The organism is Photorhabdus sp. RM322S, from assembly GCF_042879395.1.
GTDB classification, from domain to species: domain Bacteria; phylum Pseudomonadota; class Gammaproteobacteria; order Enterobacterales; family Enterobacteriaceae; genus Photorhabdus; species Photorhabdus khanii.
The window spans coordinates 1-23,487 of sequence record NZ_JBHFKW010000050.1; the positions used below are offsets into that span (position 1 = coordinate 1).

At 44.8% G+C, this 23,487-nt stretch carries 20 protein-coding genes and 1 tRNA gene; 18 read left to right on the forward strand and 3 right to left on the reverse strand.

Annotated features, from left to right (window positions below; genetic code table 11):
* The 10 genes from ACGF63_RS20020 to ACGF63_RS20065 all read left to right on the forward strand — a co-directional run.
* Positions 1–1,298, forward strand: a 1,298-nt coding sequence (locus ACGF63_RS20020; protein ID WP_387632810.1) for a VENN motif pre-toxin domain-containing protein, incomplete at its 5' end; no start/stop codon positions are given.
* Positions 1,299–1,309: 11 nt separating this feature from the next.
* Positions 1,310–1,714, forward strand: coding sequence for a DUF4279 domain-containing protein (locus ACGF63_RS20025; RefSeq protein ID WP_387632812.1), 405 nt, complete (start codon positions 1,310–1,312; stop codon positions 1,712–1,714).
* A gap of 137 nt (positions 1,715–1,851) precedes the next feature.
* Entirely contained in the window at positions 1,852–2,073 is a 222-nt protein-coding gene (locus ACGF63_RS20030; protein ID WP_387632814.1) for a hypothetical protein, read from the forward strand.
* A gap of 308 nt (positions 2,074–2,381) precedes the next feature.
* The gene (locus tag ACGF63_RS20035; protein WP_387632816.1) at positions 2,382–2,600 is read left to right on the forward strand and encodes a hypothetical protein; all 219 of its coding nucleotides are present in this window, start codon (positions 2,382–2,384) and stop codon (positions 2,598–2,600) included.
* 133 nt (positions 2,601–2,733) lie between these two features.
* Positions 2,734–3,450 (forward strand): TNT domain-containing protein, encoded by a 717-nt coding sequence (locus ACGF63_RS20040; protein ID WP_387632818.1) that lies wholly within the window; start codon positions 2,734–2,736, stop codon positions 3,448–3,450.
* Positions 3,450–3,788 carry a hypothetical protein gene (locus ACGF63_RS20045; RefSeq protein ID WP_387632820.1) on the forward strand — a complete coding sequence of 113 codons (339 nt, stop codon included), beginning with the start codon at positions 3,450–3,452 and terminating at the stop codon, positions 3,786–3,788. Before ACGF63_RS20040 ends, ACGF63_RS20045 begins: the two co-directional genes overlap by 1 nt.
* Positions 3,789–4,109: 321 nt before the next feature.
* Positions 4,110–4,334, forward strand: a complete 225-nt coding sequence (locus ACGF63_RS20050; protein ID WP_387632821.1) for a hypothetical protein — start codon at positions 4,110–4,112, stop codon at positions 4,332–4,334.
* Between the two features lie 1,079 nt (positions 4,335–5,413).
* A complete protein-coding gene (locus ACGF63_RS20055; protein ID WP_387632823.1) occupies positions 5,414–6,682 on the forward strand; it encodes a hypothetical protein in 1,269 nt (422 codons plus the stop codon).
* Between the two features lie 201 nt (positions 6,683–6,883).
* A complete protein-coding gene (locus ACGF63_RS20060) occupies positions 6,884–8,164 on the forward strand; it encodes a hypothetical protein (RefSeq protein WP_387632825.1) in 1,281 nt (426 codons plus the stop codon).
* 435 nt (positions 8,165–8,599) lie between these two features.
* Positions 8,600–13,729: an SDR family NAD(P)-dependent oxidoreductase gene (locus ACGF63_RS20065; protein ID WP_387632826.1), complete on the forward strand. Its 5,130-nt coding sequence runs from the start codon at positions 8,600–8,602 to the stop codon at positions 13,727–13,729.
* Between the two features lie 142 nt (positions 13,730–13,871).
* Here ACGF63_RS20065 and ACGF63_RS20070 read toward each other — a convergent pair whose 3' ends face one another.
* A complete protein-coding gene (locus tag ACGF63_RS20070; protein WP_152962417.1) occupies positions 13,872–14,477 on the reverse strand; it encodes an HD domain-containing protein in 606 nt (201 codons plus the stop codon).
* 14 nt (positions 14,478–14,491) lie between these two features.
* A complete protein-coding gene (gene ygfZ / locus ACGF63_RS20075) occupies positions 14,492–15,481 on the reverse strand; it encodes a tRNA-modifying protein YgfZ (protein ID WP_152962416.1) in 990 nt (329 codons plus the stop codon).
* A 176-nt stretch (positions 15,482–15,657) separates the two neighbouring features.
* On the opposite strand from ygfZ, the gene sdhE reads away from it, so the two are divergent.
* Entirely contained in the window at positions 15,658–15,924 is a 267-nt protein-coding gene (gene sdhE / locus ACGF63_RS20080; protein WP_036842897.1) for an FAD assembly factor SdhE, read from the forward strand.
* A complete protein-coding gene (locus tag ACGF63_RS20085) occupies positions 15,905–16,312 on the forward strand; it encodes a protein YgfX (protein WP_387632829.1) in 408 nt (135 codons plus the stop codon). The genes sdhE and ACGF63_RS20085 overlap by 20 nt, the downstream gene beginning before the upstream one ends.
* Before the next feature lie 20 nt (positions 16,313–16,332).
* Here the strand turns inward: ACGF63_RS20085 and fldB are convergent, their stop codons facing one another.
* Positions 16,333–16,851: a flavodoxin FldB gene (gene fldB / locus ACGF63_RS20090; RefSeq protein WP_036842902.1), complete on the reverse strand. Its 519-nt coding sequence runs from the start codon at positions 16,849–16,851 to the stop codon at positions 16,333–16,335.
* 107 nt (positions 16,852–16,958) lie between these two features.
* Here fldB and xerD point away from each other — a divergent pair, with 107 nt between their 5' ends.
* From xerD to ACGF63_RS20120, 6 genes are all read left to right on the forward strand, one after another.
* Positions 16,959–17,870 (forward strand): site-specific tyrosine recombinase XerD, encoded by a 912-nt coding sequence (gene xerD, locus ACGF63_RS20095; protein WP_051477091.1) that lies wholly within the window; start codon positions 16,959–16,961, stop codon positions 17,868–17,870.
* A gap of 23 nt (positions 17,871–17,893) precedes the next feature.
* On the forward strand, positions 17,894–18,595 hold the full coding sequence (gene dsbC, locus ACGF63_RS20100; RefSeq protein ID WP_152962415.1) for a bifunctional protein-disulfide isomerase/oxidoreductase DsbC: 702 nt from the start codon (positions 17,894–17,896) through the stop codon (positions 18,593–18,595).
* A gap of 5 nt (positions 18,596–18,600) precedes the next feature.
* A complete protein-coding gene (gene recJ, locus ACGF63_RS20105) occupies positions 18,601–20,334 on the forward strand; it encodes a single-stranded-DNA-specific exonuclease RecJ (protein WP_162524112.1) in 1,734 nt (577 codons plus the stop codon).
* Positions 20,335–20,470: 136 nt separating this feature from the next.
* Positions 20,471–21,569, forward strand: a protein-coding gene (prfB, locus tag ACGF63_RS20110; protein ID WP_110742751.1) for a peptide chain release factor 2 whose coding sequence is annotated in 2 segments (ribosomal slippage) — positions 20,471–20,545 and positions 20,547–21,569 — 1,098 coding nt in all. Because the reading frame shifts where the segments join, the coding sequence is not laid out codon by codon here.
* Positions 21,570–21,578: 9 nt separating this feature from the next.
* Positions 21,579–23,093 (forward strand): lysine--tRNA ligase, encoded by a 1,515-nt coding sequence (gene lysS, locus ACGF63_RS20115; RefSeq protein WP_152962414.1) that lies wholly within the window; start codon positions 21,579–21,581, stop codon positions 23,091–23,093.
* Between the two features lie 151 nt (positions 23,094–23,244).
* A tRNA-Gly gene (locus ACGF63_RS20120) sits at positions 23,245–23,318 on the forward strand.
* Positions 23,319–23,487 lie beyond the last annotated feature (169 nt).

The following is a 23,487-nucleotide window of genomic DNA, read 5'->3' on the forward strand; positions in this document are numbered from 1 at the left end:
CTCAACAGCAGGATATCCGTACCCTGAGCCGCGATACTGATAACGCTGGCAATGCCCTGAGTCCTATCTTTGATAAAGAGAAAGAGCAGCAGCGGCTGAAACAGGCGCAACTGATAGGCGAAATCGGGGCGCAGGCAAGGGATATTGCCAGTACGGAAGGGGCGATAATCGCTACGAAGGCGGCGAAGGAGAAAATCGCCAATATTCATGAATCAGACAAAGCGGCGGCAAAAGAAAAGCTGGTAAAAGCGGGCAACCGCCACCCGACCGAGGATGACATCAAAAAGCAACTCTATGACACCGCTTACACTCAGGCGCTGAATGAATCCGGCTTCGGGACGGGAGGTAAATATCAGAAAGCGTTACAGGCGACAACAGCGGCTCTCCAGGGGCTGGCCGGGGGTGACTTGAAACAGGTGCTGGCAGGCGGGGCTTCACCGTATCTGGCCGGGGTGATTAAAGACCTGACCACTGACCCGCAAACCCATCAAGTCGATATCGCGACCAATACACTGGCCCATGCGATTTTGGGAGCCGTTGCCGCTGAAGCCAGTGGTGGCAGTGCCCTTGCAGGGGCAGCTGGCGCGGCTTCCGGTGAGCTGGCGGCGCAGGTCCTGATTAAGCAGCTTTACGGAGATAAGGTTAAGGTCAGTGAGTTAAGTGAAGAGCAGAAACAAACTATCAGTACCCTCTCTACCCTGGCCGCCGGGCTGGCGGGTGGGATTGCGGGAGACTCCACGGCGGGTGCCCTTACGGGTGCGCAGACTGGGAAGAATGCAACTGACAATAATGCTCTAGCTGTACCCATGCCACCGCCACCGATAGCGGGTTCAAACACGGGTGAGGCCGTGAACGAAGCAAATCAGACGATAGCTTCAGCTTTGGACAAGAAGCTCAAGGAGATAGGAGAAACACTAGATAAAGCTACAGAGTGTTCATTTGGACGGGTATGTTCTTCTAGCTCCACAGATGATGAAAGTAATCCGAATATTGGTAAAAGTCTAACGAATGAAGAGAAGAGGGAATATGGTGGTACAGGTACAGGAAATCAGCAGCCACCTGAAGATAATCAGAATAAGAATGGGCAGAGTGAAAATAAGCCATCAAATATCAAAATGGCTGATGACAAGTATTTAAAAAATAATGGAATTGATGCCCATGAGCTTAAATCTGATGTTGTTGGTAAGAAAAATATATCGAAATATGATATTTATGTGAATAAAGAAACTGGTGAACTATGGGTCTTCAGAAAAGGGGGTACTGGAGAAGGTATCCCAGCAGGTGAATTTATTAAATAAGGTTATAAAAGATGACTAAATCAACTGTGTGCGTGTATTTTTTGATCTCTGGAGATAGATTAAATCCTGAGGATGTAACTGAAAAATTAGCTATTCAACCAACAAAATATTGGGTGAAAGGTGATCCTATACCAGAAAAAAAACGCTTTAGAATAGATAGTTGCTGGCTTTTGAGTACGGGTGATGAAGAGTCTCTTGATGTTGGTGAACAGTTAGGAAAAATACTCACATTACTACAAGGCAAAAAAAAGGTTTTAGTAAAGTTGGCTGATGAGTATGAGCTTGATTATCAATTTAATATAGTAATTAAAATAGAAGAAGGAGTTAAGCCAGCAATAAATTTAGATAAAACGATGATTAAAGAGCTTGATGAATTAAAGGCTGGATTAGATATTGATTTATATATATATAGCTAGAATTAAATAAGTTGTTACGGACAATAATGCGCTAGCTGTACCCATGCCACCGCCACCGATAGCAGGTTCAAACACGGATGAAGCCGTGAGTGAAGCCAATCAGACGATACTCAGCTTTGGACAAGAAGTTGAAGGAGATGGGAAAGGCTATAGATAAAGCCACAGAATGTTCATTTGGGCGGGTATGTTCGTCAAATTATGTGGATGATGAAAACCAACCTAATATATCAAAGGATCTGACAAATTCAGAGAAAGCCGAACTTGGTGGTTCAGGCACAGGAACTCCGGGAGGGCATGAGCCAGAAGATGAGCAGAATGCCCGAAATAACAATCATATTGATTGGCAAATGGTCAATTGATGAATTGTCAAATGAGCGAAATATACAGATCCTGCCTTAAAAAAAGGCGATTTGACACTTGCTGGTCGCGCTCTACAAAAACATGGCAGTTGGCTAGGTAGTGCTTTTCCAGAGGCTAGAGGAAATCCATCTGCAATAAATGAGCAAGGTTAAAAAATTGTAGATAGTATATTGAATGACCCGAACAAAAAGGTGATTCAAAGCAATACAGGACGATACGGTCAAGTTACTGATGTTATATCTTCTAATGGGCGTGGATTACGTTATGATGCTCAAGGTAGGCTTATAGGGTTTTTGGAACCGCCGAAATGACAAATAAATTAACAGCACAAATAGCAAGTTTGCCAGATCGAGAAAATGTTGTTTACGAGATCTTTTGGGGTACAGATCAAGTAGCAGAGATCTCAAATGAACCTGAGCATGGTATGAGAATAGAGATTTTTTCTTGTCCGAATGGAGGAATATGGAACTTCGATTTTAAAGAATTCCGTGCTCTTGTAGAGCAAGTAGAAAAAAATCTCATCTAAATATTTATCCATCCCGATTTGTAAAAATCGGGACTGTTTTTTTAGCTTACTCTGCCAATATCACAATGGTGGCAGTAAAGTTAAACGAACACTTATTGGACAGACTGCTGCTTTTTAACCGTATCTGGGTAAAGTGAACTGTTGGTCTAAAAAGTCGCGTCGGGGTGAAGAAATAAACGCAGCCTTAACGCACTACCTCAAAGGACAAGTCCCTGATGGTCAGGACCCGGCAAAAGGTTTGATTATTGCGTGGGGTAACTTCTTTGGCGTTCCGTTGGATGTCGTGTTATCAAATGAGCAGATGACACCACAGAAAGCGGCGGAAATTGTTGCCGGTGGGATCCCCAACAGTGAAGCGAAGCTGATACAGTTTGCGGCAGCGAAAGCATATCTGTCTTTGAGTAAATACGTTACAAAAGAGCCTTCACCACAACTTCCCAATCGTGTTGCAGAAAAGAATACGCTTGCTGTGGATGAAGAGGCTGCCGGATGGTCTCAATATGGTAAATATCGAAATGAAAAAGGGGACTGGAACTGGCCCCCAAATAATGGCGCTATGCCAGGAAGTATTTCACAAACGACACTCCCCAAAGGGGCTATCCTTGATAGATTTGGATCTGAAACAGGTACTTTTGTGTCACCGTCTGGAGTTCCATATCCAGAGCGTTCATTAGCTCCTGGAACAGCCGCTTATCCACCTGTTAAATATGAAGTATTAAAACCAATACCTGGAGTTGAAAAAGGCACCATAGCTCCGGCCTTTGGTGAACCGGGGGGTGGAATTCAGTATAAATTGCCATATAGCATTGAGTATCTAATAAAGAATGAATACATTAAAAAGGCTGAATAATGAATATATCTAATATGCTAGATAATTATGAAATACAAAAGGAAATAAACAAAAAATTACCTTTTGAAGACATATATACAGAAATAAGAAAAATATTAAATACATACGATATTCCAATGAATAGTTTTGCATTAGGGATACCTGATTGTGATGAACGCTATTGTTTGCATGTGGAAGACGGTCTTTGGGTTACATATTTTTCAGAAAGAGGAATTCGCTCTGGATTGTGTATTTTTTGTAATGTCCATGATGCAGTCAACTTCTTTATATGGTTTTTGTTGAAGTCTAAGTTACCTAAAATTAATTGGAAATCGATTGATCTTTTTAGAAATACTTAAGGAATAATCCTTGGTAGATATTTGGTGTTGACAACAATCACTTAAGCGTTGACCAGAATCGCTCAAGGAGTGAGGAACTGGTCAATTGTCAGGGAGATAGCAGTTGTCGTGCGACTGTCAGGGATAAGTATCGCCAAGAATACGATAAAGTTCAGGCACGAATAACAAGCTGTACCGGTGCAGAGCAATGTGTTGCCATTGCCAAAGAGCTGCGGGCATTACAGGGTGATTACAGTGCTCGGATGAGCGAAATTCAGGAAAAAGGGGCTGGATTCTCTCACACCGTCAGAAGTGCGGGAATGGGCAGATTTACGGGGTGCGATGTCCAATATTGATGCATCCCGCAATTTAGTACTTCATCGTGCCCAAATCACCGGAGGTTCAGAAGAGACGGCCCAGGAAATCGTGAGGATTATGGGTCAAGTGGGAATTTCAGCAGCTCCAGGAGTTGCTAAAGGAATTAGTAAGGTCGGGGTAAAAGAAAAAAACGTACCAACTGATCAAGGCCCTATGCTAGGCTGTGTCCCTCAACTGTCTGCACAGTGAAAAACCATGCAGTTTTCTCGGTGATTGATAGCAAAAATGTAGATTAATGGTTCAAAAAATGAACGGAATTGACGTTTTCTCTTCACCTTCAGCCAGTCCAAATGAATTGCGGGACACAACCTAGGACAAAATGGAGTTCAAACTTCTAAATAAGCTTTCATAATAGTGGTACACTTATTTTTTTCATTCCAGGTTGTTGTTTTTAGAATCCGTTAACTATTAACCGAGAGTTGAAAAGAAATCAGCACGTAAAATAATATTATCTGAAAAAACATCAATGGGTATCTTTAAAATATCATCAGGCCATTTACTGCTGATTTATAAAAAACGCTCAGGATTGCCAGTAAAACAGAATCAGTAAAGATAAAAACCGGGTATGATTACGTTTCGTTAAACGTAAAATACGATATCCCATGATGATTAAACTTAACAAAAAGCAGGCGTAAAAAAGGGTAAAAGTAACTTTTAAAATCTTATACTGATTAAAGCCAGAGGTTAAAATAAAAACTTCCAATAACAGTTTAAATTATAGGCTCCTCATATCCCGGGAACTGCTTTAATCAGTTTTGTTCGTAAAAAAACTTTTTCTTGTGAAAAATAATTATTTCTATCCTTAATTTAAATCCTATTCATAATTTCATTATTCAATAATACATGATGAGATAAATATAAAATCAAAAGTTTTAATTAGCACACATTAAAAATGAGTGATGTATTACAGAAATATTCTCTTTAATTAATGAAAAAAGTGGGAAATTACATTAATATTTTAAATTGTGTAATTTAAATGTTGTATTCAATCGCTTTCTGTAAAGTGAATAAATGCTTATCTAATTAATTCTCATAGGGATTATTTTTCTGGCATACCCGATGTTGAAATTCTTATACCTTCTTGCCAGAAAAAATTGATGTTTTCGCTATTGTTAATCTGGTGATTAGCCAAGGGCAAAATTCTGGCTATTAGCCATTTAGTGTCACAACCGGTCGCGATAGCAGTAGATACTTTGGAATTTGGGCAAATTGACAACTAATACATAAAGTTATCATAAATGTATAAACTTAAACTCTGAGGGATATCTATGGATAAAATAAGAACTGTTGCTGAAACTTTGGCAGTATTACATCAACATAATCATCCGTTTGGTCTGGAACGGCAGCCAAAGCAACTTAAGACCTCGGGTTTTGACGGGGCGGTAATATTTTCTAATGATTTGAAAACGGCTACTGTGCCCCCTGCATTTTTTACGGTACAAACCATACAAGAGCTGAAGGAACTCGGAGGTATACCTGACAGTGAGTATGGTCCTGGCAGAATGGAACCCCACCATCCGTTACCTGAACCGTTTTCTGCTGAACGACTGGCAAATGTCACGGGTAATCATATTGATTTGTGTAAAGCTTTTAGGGCTTATATCTATAGTGATTCTGCTTTGGTCAAAGATTATGAAGAAATTCTTAATGCTAAGCGCTTCCCGATGAAGGTTGCGCTATACAGTGGAGAAAATATCACTATCACCTCCGATAATCCATTGATTGTTGAAGATAAAGATGACTATGGCGAACCGGTTGTCTTGGTGTATGACCAGATAATCATTGAACCGGGAGGTCGAATTATTTACCGCACTAATGGTCGGATCGAAGCTAACACTATTGTAGGGAATGGAAGCGCTAAAGATGAGGGCATTGTCAGTAAAGGCAGTAATGGTGTCAATGGTGTTGATGGTGCACCAGGAAATAGTGGTGCTGATGGCAGCGATGGTCATGCTGGTACAGATAGTAAAAACGGCTGTTTATTTAGCTCCACACCAGGTACTGATGGAACCAGTGGTTCTATCGGAGCATTAGGCGGAGATGGCGCAGCGGCTGGAAATGCAACTGACCTAACTGTTAATGTTCAACATGTTACTGGGGAAATAGGGGCGTCAGCGTTAGGGGGGAATGGGGGTAACGGTGGACGTGGTGGCATGGGGGGGTGGGGAGGTAAAGGGGGTGATGGAGGGAATGGAACCGCGAAGTGTTCTCCTGAGGCGGCGGGAAATGGGGGTAATGGAGGAAATGGCGGGAATGGCGGTAATGGGGGAAGAGGTGGGGACAGTGGTAACATCTATATTAATTTCTCTGACGGTGATCCAGTACTTCAGGTTATGTCACTTAATGGTCTTGGCGGGGAAGGCGGTAAAGGCGGGTGGGGTGGAATAGGCGGGCAACCTGGAGAGAGTAGTAAATTCGGCGGTATAAATCGTTATCAAGGAGACTATGGTATAGATGGTCTTAGAGGCGAATTTGGCGATGATGGTATCACTGGCAAGATATATATCAATGGTCATGAACGGAAATCTGATCGCTAGTGGTGCAGAAATCATTTAAATATTTTATCCAATTTCTTTCTGTAAAAGGGATAAATATTTACCTAATTAATTCTGGGTATTTCCGGAGAAAGTCGATCTTTACCTATTGCTGAACGGATGTTTGTCCTGATGGACAATTGACATATGAAGCTATCGTTATCTTAAACGTACAAACTTATATTCAAACTTAGGAGAATTCCCATGAATAAAATGAGAACTTTTACTGAAACTTTAGCAATATTACATAAATATCATCATCTGATCGGGTTAGAACAACAGCCAAAGCAACTTAAGACCTCGGATTTTGACGGGTCGGTAGTATTTTCTAACGATCCGAAAACGGCTACTGTGCCCCCTGCATTTTTTACAGTACAAACTATACAAGAGTTGAAAAAACTTGGGGGTATACCTGACAGTGAGTATGGTCCTGGCAAGATGGAACCCCATCATCCGTTACCTGAACCGTTTTCTGCTGAACGACTGGCAAATGTCACGGGTAATCATATTGATTTGTGCAAAGCTTTTCGTGCTTATATTTATGGTGATTCTGCTTTAGTCAAAGATTATGAAGAAATTCTTAATGCTAAGCGTTTCCCGATGAAGATTGCGTTATACAGTGGTGAAAGAATCACTGTTACCGCAGATGTTCCATTGATTGTTGAAGATCAAGATGACTATGGCGAACCGGTCGTCTTGGTATATGACCAGATAATCATTGAACCGGGAGGTCAAATTATTTACCGCACTAACGGTAAGATCGAAGCTAACACTGTTGTAGGCAATGGAAGTGATCACAAGCAGGGCATTATCAGTAGAGGCGTTGGTGGCGCTGATGGTTTTGATGGTGCACCGGGAAGTAATGGGGTTAATGGCAGCAATGGTGATGCTGGCACAGATGGTAAAAGCAGCTGCGCGACTAAAGCCACAGCAGGTACTGATGCAACTGGCGGTTCTTCGGGAGCACGAGGGATGGATGGCAAAGGGGCAGGAGGTGCAAATGACGTCACTATTGGCGTTCAATTTCTTACAGGAGTCGTAAATGCGGCATCGATAGGGGGTAATGGGGGTAATGGCGGGAATGGGGGTAATGGTGGGAATGGAGGAAATGGTGGGAATGGGGGAGATGCAACGAAAAAGTGTAGTGCTGGGTATGGAGGAGATGGCGGTAATGGAGGAGATGGAGGGGATGGGGGTAAAGGAGGGGATGGGGGAGATGGGGGTAACATATACATTAAGTTCACTGGGGGACAACCAGTAATTAATGCTCTGTCATATAGAGGTAATGGGGGTAATGGAGGAACAGGCGGTAAGAGAGGGATAAACGGAATAGGTGGGGGAGGTTACGTTAATAATAGAGGATTCGGTAGCTACGGCAACCCAGGAGTACCTGGTGAAAATGGTGCTGATGGAGAACCCGGAAATGTAGGTATATCTGGCAAGATATTTGTTAACAGTGTTGTACAGAAATCCAGTGATAATTAGGCTGGTCTGAACGATTTTTAAATTATTTTGCCAAAGAAAACTTGGATGATATGGCAATAATAGCCGCCAATTTGCCCAATGTTGATCTATATGGTGTGACACTGTTCAACGCTGATTTGAATAATATCAGCGTTAATGATTGCAAATTAATGACTGAATACGGGGATCAGCAATGAATTATTGGTGACACCTGGCTTACTGCCTCGTTCACCGAAATATATTCCCAACATGACGACTTGGCATCAATGAATAAGCACAATAATTTGGCAAATATACCCTATAGATTTCAAGATGCCTCGAGACGGCAAGGGAGCGAATCCCCGGGAGCATAGCGAACTATGTGACCGGGGTGAGCGAGTGCAGCCAACAAAGAGGCAACTTGAAAGATAACGGGTATAACTAATCGGAGTAAGAAATATCACTATGGATATCGATATGATGAAAAATAATAATAATATGCCGATTGCCATTATCGGTATGGGTTGCCGTTTTCCGGGGGGCGTTAGCTCCCCAGAGGAATTTTGGCATCTGTTGTGCGGCTCAGATGACGCGATTACCCCAGTACCCCCCGAACGTTGGTCAAATCAGGCTTATTATTCTCGGGATCGCAATCTACCAGGACGAATGGTGGTGAGAGAAGGGGGATTTATCGCTGATGTGGTTGGCTTTGATGCGGCGGTATTTGATATTAGTAGTACAGAAGCGCCTTTTATCGATCCGCAGCATCGCTTGATGTTACAGGTGACATGGGAAGCGCTGGAACGAGCAAGAATTCCACCAAAATCGTTGGCAGGTCAGGCGGTTGGTGTCTATATCGGTGCTTTCACTCATGATTATATGCACTTGCAATTCACCGATTTGCGTCAGGCAACGGGTTATACTTCAACTGGCTCGATGGGAACTATGCTGTCAAACCGTATTTCCCATGTGTTCGATTTTCAAGGGCCATCCCTGACTGTTGACAGCGCTTGTTCATCTTCTCTGCTGGCAGTACATCTGGCCTGTGACAGTCTGCGTCGAGGGGAATCGAAACTGGCGTTGGTGGGGGGAAGTCAGTTGATGTTGATGCCCGATTTCTCGGTGATGGAAAGTCGCACCGGATTTTTATCGCTCTCTAATCGCTGTCACAGTTTTTCAGCTAACTCAGATGGCTATGTGCGTAGTGAAGGGGTGGGCGTGGTTTTGCTGAAACCTCTAAGTGCGGCTTTGCAGGATGGCGATCCCGTATTAGCAGTGATCCACGGTTCAGCGGCAAATCAGGATGGCCGTACTTCTACCATTACTCAGCCGAGCAGTGCCGCACAGCAACAGGTGATCCGTGCAGCTTGTATTCAGGCGGGGATTGCTCCGGAAGAGATTGATTATATTGAGGCTCATGGTACTGGAACGGCGGTAGGTGATCCGATAGAAGCAAAAGCACTGGGGCGGGTATGCCGTCCAGAACCGACAGATCGCCCATTGCTGATCGGCGCGTGTAAATCCGTGATTGGTCATACAGAAGCGGCGGCAGGTATTGCCGGATTAATTAAAGCGGTATTGTGTTTACAACGAGGGAAAGTGCCGGGCAATTTACATGCAGATCCGCCTAATCCCCATATCCCTTTTGCGGAATTAGGCTTGCAAGTCCCCCGGCAGTTAGCGCCGTTGCCTGCAGGCAGAGTCATTGCTGGAGTGAATTCTTTTGGTTTTGGTGGGACGAATGTCCATGTGGTATTGAGCAATTATGTGGCTCCTCCCGTAAAACTTCGGGAAACGGAAGGGCTGGCTTTCATGTTGCCACTGTCTGCACAGTCTGAGTTTTCCCTGAAACAGCAGGCACAGCAGATTGCCGATTTGCTACAACAAAAGCCAGATATTGCCCTTGATGATCTGTGCTATAGCTTGGCGACTACTCGTCACGGCTTTCCGTTGCGTAAAGGAATCGCCTTTAGTAATCGAAAACAATTGCAACAACAGTTAACTAATCTGAATGTACCGCCGCAGTCCAACAGTAAAAAAGTGGATCGCTTAGCTTGGATATTTGCAGGCATTGGCAGTCAAGTTTGGAAAGATTCTGTAGCTTGGTTTCAGCAATTTCCCGAGTTTACTGAGCAATTTAACCGTTGCGAAGCCATTTGGACTGGGTTTTCTGCACCTTCCTTATATGCGGCATTGATCTCTGCCGATGAATTGATAGAGCCGCCGATGCAGTTTGCTGTTCAGGTATCAATGGCTGTGCAGTTGCAGAAATGGGGGTTCAGACCGGCGGCGTTACTTGGTCATAGTTCCGGTGAAATGGCGGCGTGTTATCTGGCGGGCATTTATGATCTAACGCAAGCGCTGACACTTTTACACCAGCGTTATCATTATCTGCAACGTGTGCTGAATAAAGGCGGCGGATTATTGATCGTGGCCGCGACGGTGGAGCAGATATTGCCTCATTTGTCTGCCCCGGGAGCCGAACCTGCTGTGGTGATAGCTGGACGTAATAGTATCGATCGTTGCTTGTTGTCTGGGCCTGTAAGCGAATTAGCTGCTGTTTCTGATCGCTTAAAGCATCAGCGTATCGCCAGTAGTCGGCTCAATTATAGAATTGCTTCTCATTCTTACTACTTGGAGTCAATCAGGGCTGGGTTGACTGCGGATGCGGCAACCGTTCCCGCAGCAGAACCCTTGTTGCCGGTGTTTTCATCAGTCACAGGGGAGTTGATTCAGGGTAAGTTGAATCCTGAGCATTGGGCTGACAATGTGGTCACGCCATTCCGTTTTGATGATGCGGTAGAAAATATGCTCAAAGCAGGTTTCCACCATTTTCTTGAAATTTCTCCTCAATCCTTGCTTAGTAGTGGATTGCAAAATTGGAGTAAACCCTATCGTGGGCAAGTGTTTGCCTGTCGTTCGGGGCAGAATTGGCCACAATTATTAGGGCAACTGTTTGAAGCCGACATTGAACCTGACTGGCGAGCTCTGATGCCGACAGCGCGCCCAATCGATCTACCAACCTACCCTTGGCATCAGCAATCTTATTGGCATGAGCCAGAGATTAGCCGTCGTCGTCGGTTGCGTACATTGAGCGGTGTATTATTGGGCGAAGCCCAGCCAGGCAGCGAGAGTTGGCAAGCTGAATTGATCGTGGAACAAGTACCTTGGTTACTCGATCATGTGGTCATGGCGAATGCCATGTTCCCGGCTGCGGGTTATATCGAAGTCATGCTGGCGGCGGCGCGTATTTGTTTTCCTGGTGTTGGACTGGCTCTTAACAATATTGCACTGCAATCCGCTTTATTGCTGGAATCAGGCATGGAGTTCAGGTTAAAGACACAGTTAGATCGCCAGCGCATGGAAATACAGGTGCATATTGCTCGGAATCTAGAGGAGCATGTGCATTATCAACTGGCAGCGAGTGCGCAGGTGAGCATAGTCGTACCGGGCGCTACGGCGGGTACTCTTCCGCCGCTAGCTGTCAATGATCGCTATCCTTGTAGGTGGAACCAAGAGATGTTGTATCAGGCATTCCAACATCTGCATTTCAGCTATAGTGGTGTTTTTCGTACTCTGCGCCATGCGTTTGTCGGTGAAGAAGAAACAATCTGTGAAATTGAATTGCCGCTTGCACCAGAGGGAATGGGTTTTCACCCTGCGGCCTTGGATGGCATCTTCCAATCATTGCTAGCGATTCAGTCTGTTGATATTCACGCGCCAATTCCTGCCGGCGATTTCCGTATCCCGGTAAGTATTCAGCATTTGCGTATCAATGGTAGATTGTCAGGTCGGGTTCATGCCCATGCTCGAAACACTAAGCAGACGCAACAACAGTGGTTTGGTGATATCGATGTTTATACTGACAGCGGTATATTGCTTTGTCAGATCAGCGGGTTTTGCGTTCAGCTTGTCAGTAATAGAAAAAACAGTTTGTCCTCCAGACTTCACAATCTGGTCGTCGGCCAACCCCAGTGGCGTAAACTCCCTTCTCAGTTATCAACAGAGCCTGTAACGCAATGGGCTATCTTGGGTGGTGAACATGTTCTGGTAGAAGAATTGGCTGATGAGTTGCAACGCCGTGGTGGGGATGCTTCGTTACATTCTGGTTTGCCTGATAGTTATCAGAAAGTTCAGGAGTTAGTTGATGCGCTTCCCACTGAGACTGAAAGAATATTGATCCTTTGGCCATTACAGGCTCCGCAGATGGCTTATCATGCTTTAATTCATTTGTGTACAGCACTAGCTGAGCGCTCGGTGAAACCGCGTTTATGGGTAGCGACGCAATCTGCTCATCAAGTCACTGAGCAGGATCTACCTGATCCGTTTGCGGCGGCATTATGGGGAATGATGCGAGTTATTGGTCAACAGGAAGCAACCGCATTGTGGGGTGGATTATTAGATATTGACAGTACCACTGCTCCAGCCAAATGGTGGGATGCGCTATTGACCGATGATGGAGAGGATCAATTGGCTCTGCGCCATGATCAACGTTATGTGCTGCGCCTTGTGCCATTGCCAGAAATACCTGCATTGCCGCCAGTGCGTTTTCGGCCAGATGGCTGCTATTTACTGACGGGTGCCTTTGGTGATATGGGGCGTCAATTGATTCCCTGGATGGTACAGCATGGTGCTCGTTATCTGCTATTGGTTGGGCGTCGTCATACTCTTAATGCAGAGGATCAGAAGTTACTGGAAATGCTGCACCAGCAGGGGATTGAAGCTAATTATTTGTCGATTGATCTCGGTGATGTGGAGATGACCAACATTTGTTTGGCTCAGTATCGACAACAGGCCAGCCAACCGCTGCGTGGGGTGATTCATTGTGCTGCGTATGTTGAAGATCAGGGGTATCGTGAACTGAGTCCCCAGGCGTTTGATAGCGTATTTGCCGCTAAAGCATTAGCCGCCTGGACATTGCATCAAGCGTTGGCTGATGCACCTTTAGAGCATTTTGTTATGTTTTCTTCGTTGGGTGCATTATTGGCTTTGCCTGGCATGGCATCTTATGCAGCAGCGAATGCCATGTTGGATAGTCTGGCCTGCTTACGGCGTCAGCAAGGTTTACCTGCGTTAAGTCTTAACTGGGGACCGTGGGCAGCGGGGATCGCTTTGCGGGATAGTCGTACTCTCACCGTATTGGAAAACAGTGGCTTACAGCCATTCGGTTCAGAGGAAGGATTAGCTATTTTAGATCGCTTGTTTGCTCGGATTGAGCCGCAACTGGTGCCGTTCTTGGCTGATTGGTCAAATTTACTCTCCGGGCCGATGCGTCATCTGGCACTATTGCGTGATATTCAGCAGGAAAGTTTGATGCAGGCTTTGCCCGCAGACACCCTGTTTGAGGTAAATAATCTGGATGATATTGTCAGTCTGCTACAGGCTTTCTGTAGCGAGATTGTTGGTACGCCAGCTGAGGTCTTTCAGCCTGATCAACTACTGACCGACAACGGTATTGATTCATTGAATGGTTTGATGTTGGTCCAAAAAATTAATAAACAACTACGTCTGGATATCCCTTTGGAGTTGTTGTTAAGTGATAAACCGTTGTCGGAACTTGCATCATTGATTGCGTATCGACTGCAAGTTAAGTCAATGGCGGGTTGAGAATATATTTGACCTGAGCTTGGTTTAATAAGACGTCCATCGATTTGTCCAATGTTGCTGATAAAATAACTGAAACTAATTTTGTGCGCCATACTCTTTATATGGCGCCCTGAATTTGTAGTATGAAATTGTTGGGAAAAAGTTACTTCAACCAGCCTTTCTTTTGAGCAGATTCTAATTGTGGCAGCAGATATTGCCACAATTCAGGATAGACATCGGCAATAAATTGATTGCGGTTAATCACTTGCTCAAGACGAATACCATTTTCCACCCAGCTCTGGCCTTTATTATGCAGATTCATCAGAACTGGCATTAGTCTGTCTAGCATTTTAGCAAAACGGGCATCTTGACTTTCCCCTGCTTCGTATTCCTGCCAAAGTGACAGAAAGTGATTTTTTTGAGTTTCAGGTAGTAAGCCAAAAAGACGGTTAGCGGCTTTAACTTCCTGATCATGAATGGCTTCACGGGCAGCTAAATCATAAACCATCACATCACCGGCATCGATTTCAACGATATCGTGAATCAATGCCATCTGAATAACCCGCTGAATATCGACTTCTTTCACATACGGCGCAAAACTCATCGCAGCGATAGCAAAATGCCAGCTATGCTCTGCTGAATTTTCCTGCCGGTGGTTATCCAATAATTTAGTGCGCCGCTGAATTTTTTTCAGTTTATCCAGTTCCATCAAAAAACCGATTACATCCGTAAAAGGGCCAAAATCAACGGCAGCTACTGCTAACGACATATAAACCTCATAAATTATTTTTCTTCAACAAGGGAATAAGGCAGAGGCTGAATGGTCAGTGAATGTTCTTCATCGTCACGGACCCGGAACACGCTACTACTTTCCATATCATTATTCATGACGACCTGTACCCAAATACTATTGTCATTCAATTTAACAGCAGCTAAAACGGTACCGGTTCTCCGCCATTTATCTCCCAATTGCCATTCCAGATCATCACCGGCAGCAGGCATTTTGGCAGCACTACCGGCCAGCCAGTACATTGCTCGTTTATTTGCGCCGCGATATTTAGCACGGGCCACCATTTCCTGACCGGTATAACACCCTTTTTTAAAACAGATACCCCCCGCGAGTGCCTGGAGGTTAGTTGCCTGTGGAATAAACTGCGCGCTGTTGGCGGCATCAATGACCGGGAAACCTGCTTCAATATCCAGTGCCAGCCATTGTTCGCTGTTATTAAACTGGGCCGGAAGTTTTTCTGTTAACAGTTCAGCGGTTGCCGGGTTTGTAACCAACAGGAAACGTTCAGACGGTAGGGCAAAATGGAGCAAAGTAGTGGTGTCATGTTCAACCACAGCATTATCCGCATCCGGCAACGTTGGGAAGATATTGCTTAGTGCTTCACGGCAGCCTTTACCTGCAACACCCAGCAATACCGCATTTTCATCCTGAAGAAAGGTGATTTTGGAAAATACCGCATATTTTTTCAGCTCTGTAAGCTGGTTTTCCAGCACACTGCGGCGCTCAATATAAGCAAGGCCTGCACCACGATGAAAGAGACGCAGATTGCTCCACATTTTGCCTTTTGAGTCACAATGTGCACTGAGCACATGTTGATTCGCGGCAAGAGCAGAAATATCTGCTGTTACCTGACCTTGCAGATATTTTTCTGCATCCGGTCCGGTTGCTGTTACCAGGCCCCAGTCATTCAGAGAGATTAAAGTCAGGGGAAGAGTTGATGAAGACAATGGAGATTGTGAAGAAAACGGAGTTTTATAAGTCATGACACATCCTGCCAGTCAGATATTTAAGCCAATGATGCATAATGGTAAAAGAGCTAAAGCACAATGCAAGTAGTTATTATTGCTATTAGCTGGCATGATGCATGAGTTTGCCGGGCGATTTAATGGCTAATGATTTTAAGATAAACAATAAGAATTAAAAAGGGGATTTTTTGAACATGGATATTGATAATAAAGCACGTATACATTGGGCATGTCGGCGTGGAATGCGTGAGTTGGATATTTCAATTATGCCGTTTTTTAAGCATGAATATGACTCACTGAGTATTGATGATAAACAACTTTTTATTCGCTTACTTGAATGTGCTGATCCTGATCTGTTCAACTGGTTGATGAATCATGGACGTCCGGAAGATGAAGCGCTATTCCGCATGATTAAACTTATTCAGAATAGAAATAAAGCTCGTGGTCCTGTGGAAATGTGATCTCAGGGTATCCTGGCATACCCAGCTTATCTCCACCTGCGTCCATGGTGTGATCGCGCTCATCGTATTGTTGGCTCCGTGGCCGGCGGATGACTCTATTTTCTGGCTTCCTCTGGTACTGTTGGTTATTGCCAGTTGGGGGCGTAGCCAGAAAAATATCCGTAAATTACAAGGGCCTTTGGTTCTGCTCAATAATAATAAGTTGCAATGGAAAAAACATGAGTGGCAAATTATCCGGCAGCCGTGGATATGCCGCTATGGTGTGCTGATCACAGCGCAATCTTTTTATAACCGGAAAAAAATCCGTTTATGGATAGCGTCCGATGGCGTGCCACAGGATGAGTGGAGGAATATCAACCAATTATTATTGCAATATCCTGATATCTGATTGAGCTGAAATTACCCTGATTAAAGTAAGGGTTCCATTTCTTGCAGGATTTGCATACACCATTGCGATAAACGATCATCAGTTTGCTCAAATTGATTGACGTCATCCAGAGCCAGCCCGACAAACTGTGAGTTATTATCAGTTAATGGCTTCGGGCTGGTAAACTCATAACCTTCTGTCGGCCAGAAACCAATGAAATGCACACCTGAAGGGAGTAAATGGTGATATAGCATACCGAGAGCATCAAGGAACCATTCGCCGTAATCAATTTGATCACCCATACCATACATGGCAACAATTTTTCCCTGTAAATTAAGGGCAGGAAGTTGATCCCAAATAGCCAGCCAATCTTCCTGCAATTCACCAAAATCCCATGTTGGGATGCCAAGAATCAGTACCGAATACGCTTCCATTAATTCAGGTGTTGTCTCTTTGATGTCGTGGAGATCAACCAAATCTTCGCCGAGGATATCGCGGATTTTCTCTGCTACCATTTCGGTGTAGCAGGTGCTGGAGCCGTAAAAAAGACCAATTTTCATTATTAATCATTATGGTTTTTGAATATCTGGGTGGCATTGTAACAGAATAATTGCTTTTTCAGGCATAATAGCCGGCAGAAGATGTGCAGATTTAAGGAAAGCGTTTCGTGTCAAAACAACAAACTCAGTTGACAAATCCACTGATAGAACAGTTTCTTGATGCTATTTGGCTGGAACATGATCTTGCCGAAAATACCCTTGTTTCTTACCGGTTGGATTTACAGGCGCTGGATAATTGGTTGATACATTATGGTCATGATTTATTATCTGTCCAGGCGATTGATTTGCAGTCTTTTCTGGCAGAACGGGTGGATGGAGGGTATAAAGCCAGTAGCTCGGCACGTTTATTGAGCGCCATGCGTCAGTTGTTTCTCTATTTTTATCGGGAAAAAATGCGCGAAGATGATCCGACAGCACTTTTATCTGCACCGAAATTACCGAAGCGGTTGCCGAAAGATTTAAGTGAAAAGCAAGTAGAAGATTTGCTTAATGCACCTTGCACAGATCAGCCTGTGGAGCTAAGGGATAAGGCGATGCTTGAAGTGCTTTATGCCTGTGGTTTGCGGGTATCTGAGTTGGTGGGGTTGACACTGTCTGATATCAGTTTGCGTCAAGGCGTGGTGAGAGTCATTGGTAAAGGAAATAAAGAACGACTGGTACCTTTAGGAGAAGAGGCCGTTTACTGGCTGGAGAATTATCTGGAGTATGGGAGAGCCGGGTTGCTCAATGGTGCAACGCTGGATGTGCTTTTTCCCAGCAACCGGGGGCGGCAAATGACCCGACAGACTTTCTGGCATCGCATTAAACATTATGCCGTACTGGCTGGGATTGATACTGCACGGTTATCACCTCATGTTTTGCGCCATGCATTTGCAACGCATTTGCTTAATCATGGTGCTGATTTACGGGTTGTGCAGATGTTGCTGGGGCATAGCGATTTATCCACAACACAAATATATACTCATGTCGCAACCGAGCGGCTTAGATTGTTACATCAACAACATCATCCGCGTGGGTGAGCATGGATTTAAAGGAACTGAAAATGAAAAAAAGCGTGTTATGTTTCCCTCTTTTGCTGGCCTTATTTAGTGGAAATGCGCTTGCTGATGATGGTGCGGTTCGTGGAGCGATGCAAAAGCTGGGGATCAAGGCAGAAAATATCCAGCCATCACCGATTGTTGGCTTGAATACGGTAGTGACCGAGCAAGGTATCATTTATCTGTCTGATGACGGCAAATATTTATTGCAAGGGCCGATTTACGATATCAGTGGCAGTACTCCGGTGAATGTCAGTAATCAATTGTTGATGAAAAAGCTGGAGGCGATGAAAGACCAAATGATTGTTTACAAAGCGCCAAAAGAGAAGCATGTTGTTACTGTTTTCACTGATATTACCTGTGGTTACTGCCATAAATTGCATGAAGAGATGAAAGAGTACAATAAACTTGGCATTACTATTCGCTATCTGGCATTCCCGCGTCAGGGGATGCAGCATCAGTCCGCTAAAGATATGCAATCTATCTGGTGCAGTGCAACACCACAAAAATCACTGGATGCAGCGTTCAAAAATGAGGGCGTTTCGCCAATCAAGGATTGTAAGGTGGATATCGCTAACCATTACAAATTGGGAGTCCAGTTTGGTGTACAGGGAACGCCGGCAATTATCCTTAAAGATGGCAGCCTGTTAGGTGGATATATGCCGCCGGAAGCGCTGGCAAAAGCATTAGATCAGCGTGGTAAATAAGTTTAGTGAATATTGAAACACAACTCCGCCGCCGCCCGGCGGTGGATGATAGTCATCTTCCACAACAGATTCATCCATTATTGCGCCGTTTATATGCCATTCGTGGCATCCAGCAAGCTAATGAATTGGAACGCAGTGTTCAGGGATTACTGAATTACCAGCATTTGAGTGGTGTGGAACCGGCGGTAACGCTATTGTTGACTGCACTTCATGAACACTGGCGTATTGTTATTGTCGGTGACTTTGACGCTGACGGTGCAACCAGTACTGCACTGGCGATCCGCTCGCTACGGGCGATGGGCTACCGTAATCTTGATTATCTGGTGCCAAATCGTTTTGAAGATGGTTACGGTTTAAGTCCACAGGTGGTAGAAGAGGTTGTCAAAAAAGGCGCTGACCTGATTATTACTGTGGATAACGGTATCTCTTCCCATGACGGCGTTGTGGCTGCACATCAGCACCATATGAAAGTGATTGTGACTGACCATCACTTGCCGGGAGAAATTCTGCCCGCTGCTGATGCCATTATTAACCCCAATTTGTCCGATTGTTTATTCCCGTCTAAATCATTGGCAGGGGTTGGCGTCACATTTTATCTGATGTCTGCTCTAAGGGCTGCGCTGAGGAAAGAACAATGGTTTGAAAAACAGGGAATTGCGCTGCCAAATCTGGCAGAAATGCTGGATCTGGTTGCGTTGGGCACTGTTGCTGATGTTGTCCCTTTGGATACCAATAATCGGATTCTGGTTTATCAGGGATTAAACCGCATTCGCGCAGGGCGCTGCTGTGCGGGGATCCGCGCATTACTGGAAGTTTCCAAACGTGATGCTTATAAGCTGGCCGCCAGCGATTTGGGCTTCTTTCTCGGGCCAAGGTTGAATGCCGCCGGTCGTTTGGATGACATGTCCATTGGCGTCGCTTTATTGCTCACTGACGATATGGCAAAGGCTCGTCAGATAGCTTGCGAACTGGACAGCCTTAACCATACCCGTCGTGAAATAGAGCAGGGAATGCAGCAGGAAGCACTGCAAATCTGCGACAAACTTGAACGTACCCGCACTGAATTGCCTTATGGTCTGGCGCTCTATCATCCTGAATGGCATCAAGGGGTGGTGGGAATTTTGGCTTCCCGAATTAAAGAGCGTTTTCACCGGCCTGTTATTGCCTTTGCACCGGCAGGTGATGGTATTTTGAAAGGTTCTGGCCGTTCAGTTCAGGGGCTGCATATGCGTGATGCCCTTGAACGACTTGATACTTTAAATCCGGGGCTGATACTGAAATTTGGTGGTCATGCAATGGCTGCCGGCCTGTCACTTGAACAGGATAAATTTGAACAATTCCAGCATCATTTTTCCACGCTGATGTCGGACTGGCTGGATATTTCGCAACTTGAAGGTGTTATCTGGAGTGATGGCGAGTTGACCATTAATGAACTGTCATTGGACGTTGCTGAAATGCTGCGTGATGGCGGCCCTTGGGGGCAATCTTTCCCGGAGCCTGTTTTTGACGGTAAATTCAGGTTGCTACAACAACGCATTGTGGGAGAACGTCATTTAAAAGTGATGGTAGAACCATTAAATGGCGGGCCGATGCTGGATGGTATCGCATTCAATATCGATCCTGCCCGTTGGCCGGATAACAGCGTCCGTGAAGTGGAACTTGCCTATAAACTGGACGTTAATGAATTCCGGGGCAACCGTAATGTGCAGCTTTTGATCCAGCATCTTTGGCCTTATTAAAAAATAGTCACGTATTCTCATTTGAATACGTGACAAATCTGTTGAAATGCTATAAACCCTTTGCCAAATCCGTTACAATGCGCGGTTCGAAAAATATCCCATTTATCTACGACTACACAACGTAAGACACTAAAATATGTTTGAAATTAATCCGGTAAAAAACCACATTCAGGACCTGTCTGAACGGACAATGGTTCTGAGGGGGTATCTTTGACTACGATGCCAAGAAAGAACGCTTAGAAGAAGTTAACGCCGAACTGGAACAGCCTGATGTTTGGAATGAGCCGGAGCGAGCACAGTCTTTGGGTAAGGAACGCTCCTCACTGGAAGAGATTGTCAAAACTATTGATCAGCTTGAACAAGGTTTGGAAGATGTACAGGGCTTGTTGGAACTGGCAGTAGAAGCTGACGATGAAGAGACGTTTAATGAAGCTGTAGCAGAATTGGAACAGCTTGAAGGCAAACTGGGTCAGTTAGAATTCCGCCGTATGTTCTCTGGTGAGTATGACAGTGCTAACTGCTACCTTGATTTGCAGGCAGGCTCTGGCGGTACCGAAGCGCAGGATTGGGCAAGTATGCTAATGCGTATGTACCTGCGCTGGGCTGAATCCAAAGGTTTTAAAACTGAAATCATCGAAGAATCCGATGGTGAAGTTGCCGGCTTGAAATCAGCGACCATCAAGATCATGGGCGATTATGCTTATGGTTGGTTGCGTACTGAAACCGGTGTTCACCGTTTAGTCCGTAAGAGTCCATTTGATTCCGGTGGTCGTCGTCACACTTCATTCAGTTCTGCATTTATCTATCCCGAAGTGGATGATGATATTGATATTGAAATCAACCCGGCAGATTTACGTATCGACGTGTATCGCGCATCAGGCGCGGGTGGTCAGCACGTTAACAAAACCGAATCTGCGGTACGTATTACCCATATTCCAACCAACATTGTGACTCAGTGTCAGAATGATCGTTCTCAGCATAAAAACAAAGACCAGGCCATGAAACAGTTGAAAGCGAAGCTGTATGAGCTGGAAATGCAGAAGAAAAATGCTGATAAACAGGTTATGGAAGAGAATAAATCAGATATCGGCTGGGGCAGCCAAATCCGTTCTTATGTTCTGGATGACTCACGGATCAAAGATTTGCGCACAGGCGTTGAAACCCGCAATACACAATCTGTGCTGGATGGTGATCTGGACAAATTCATTGAAGCAAGCCTTAAAGCTGGCTTATGAGGAACTAATATGTCACAACAACAACAGGGCGCAGAACAGGCCCCCGATTTAAATAATGAACTGCAAACCCGCCGTGAAAAACTGGCGGCTTTACGGGAGAAAGGTATTGCTTTCCCGAATGATTTCCGTCGTGAAAACATGTCAGAAGAGCTGCATGCGCAATACGACGACAAAACTCAGGAAGAGCTGGAAGCACTGAATATCGACGTGACGGTTGGTGGTCGTATGATGACCCGTCGCATCATGGGAAAAGCTTCTTTCGTCACTTTACAGGATATGGGTGGTCGTATTCAGTTATACGTTGCCCGTGACGATCTGCCGGAAGGTATTTATAACGAACAGTTTAAAAAATGGGATCTGGGAGACATTCTGGGCGCTCGTGGCAAACTGTTTAAAACCAAAACCGGTGAGCTTTCCATTCACTGTACTGAACTGCGTCTGCTGACAAAAGCGCTGCGCCCATTGCCGGATAAATTCCACGGTCTGGCTGATCAAGAAACCCGTTACCGCCAGCGCTATCTGGATCTGATCGCTAACGAAGAATCACGCAAAACCTTCCAGATTCGTTCTCAGGTTTTGTCTGAATTGCGTAATTTCATGGTCAGTAAAAGCTTTATGGAAGTGGAAACACCGATGATGCAGGTGATCCCGGGTGGTGCGTCGGCCCGTCCGTTTATTACTCACCACAATGCGCTGGATATTGACATGTATCTGCGTATTGCGCCGGAACTTTACCTGAAACGTCTGGTTGTGGGTGGTTTTGATCGTGTGTTTGAAATTAACCGTAACTTCCGTAACGAAGGCGTTTCTCCGCGTCATAACCCTGAGTTCACCATGATGGAACTCTATATGGCTTACGCGGATTATCAAGATCTGATCGTGTTGATCGAAGAGCTGTTCCGTACTTTGGCGCAAAATATTTTGGGCAGTACGTTGGTTAAATATGGTGAGCAGGAATTTGATTTCGGTAAACCATTTACCAAAATGAGTATGAAAGAAGCTATTTGCCAATATCGTCCTGAAACCAATATGGCTGATTTGGATGATATGGATGAAGCAGTGGCTATTGCTGAATCACTGGGCATTGCAGTGGAGAAAGGTTGGGGCCTTGGTCGCGTTCAGTGTGAAATCTTCGAAGAAACCGCTGAAAGCCACCTGATTCAACCGACATTTATCACTGAATACCCGGCAGAAGTTTCTCCGCTGGCTCGCCGTAATGATGAAAACCCGTTTATCACTGACCGTTTTGAATTCTTTATTGGCGGACGTGAAATTGGTAACGGCTTCTCAGAATTGAATGACGCTGAAGATCAGGCAGAACGTTTTGCTGAACAGGTTCGTCAGAAAGACGAAGGTGATGATGAAGCCATGTTTTATGACGAAGATTATGTCACGGCTCTGGAGCACGGCATGCCACCAACCGCAGGTTTAGGTATTGGTATTGACCGCATGGTAATGTTGTTTACTGACAGCCATACCATCCGTGACGTTATTTTGTTCCCGGCAATGCGCCCACAGAAATAATAGCCAGAATTCAGCTTCACATCGCAACTCCCTATGGCATAGCTGCCAAGGGAGTTTTTACTTTCAACTGCCTGAAATATAGACAACTTAAACAGATAATTACTTGCTGGTACCTATGGAGTCGCTATAATAAAACGTATTACATCCAAATGCGGGCGTAGTTCAATGGCAGAACGAGAGCTTCCCAAGCTCTATACGAGGGTTCGATTCTCTTCGCCCGCTCCATTTTCAAACCTCCTGAAGTCAACTATCTTATGATTTAGCTGGATTTTTTGGCATTTCCTTGTCAATTCAATTCAACCTGAATTACCCCAAATCCAAGACCTTATGTCGTATAGAAATGTGTATAGCTTCTCCTATACACTCTGAAACTATACACACAGGGAGATTTCAG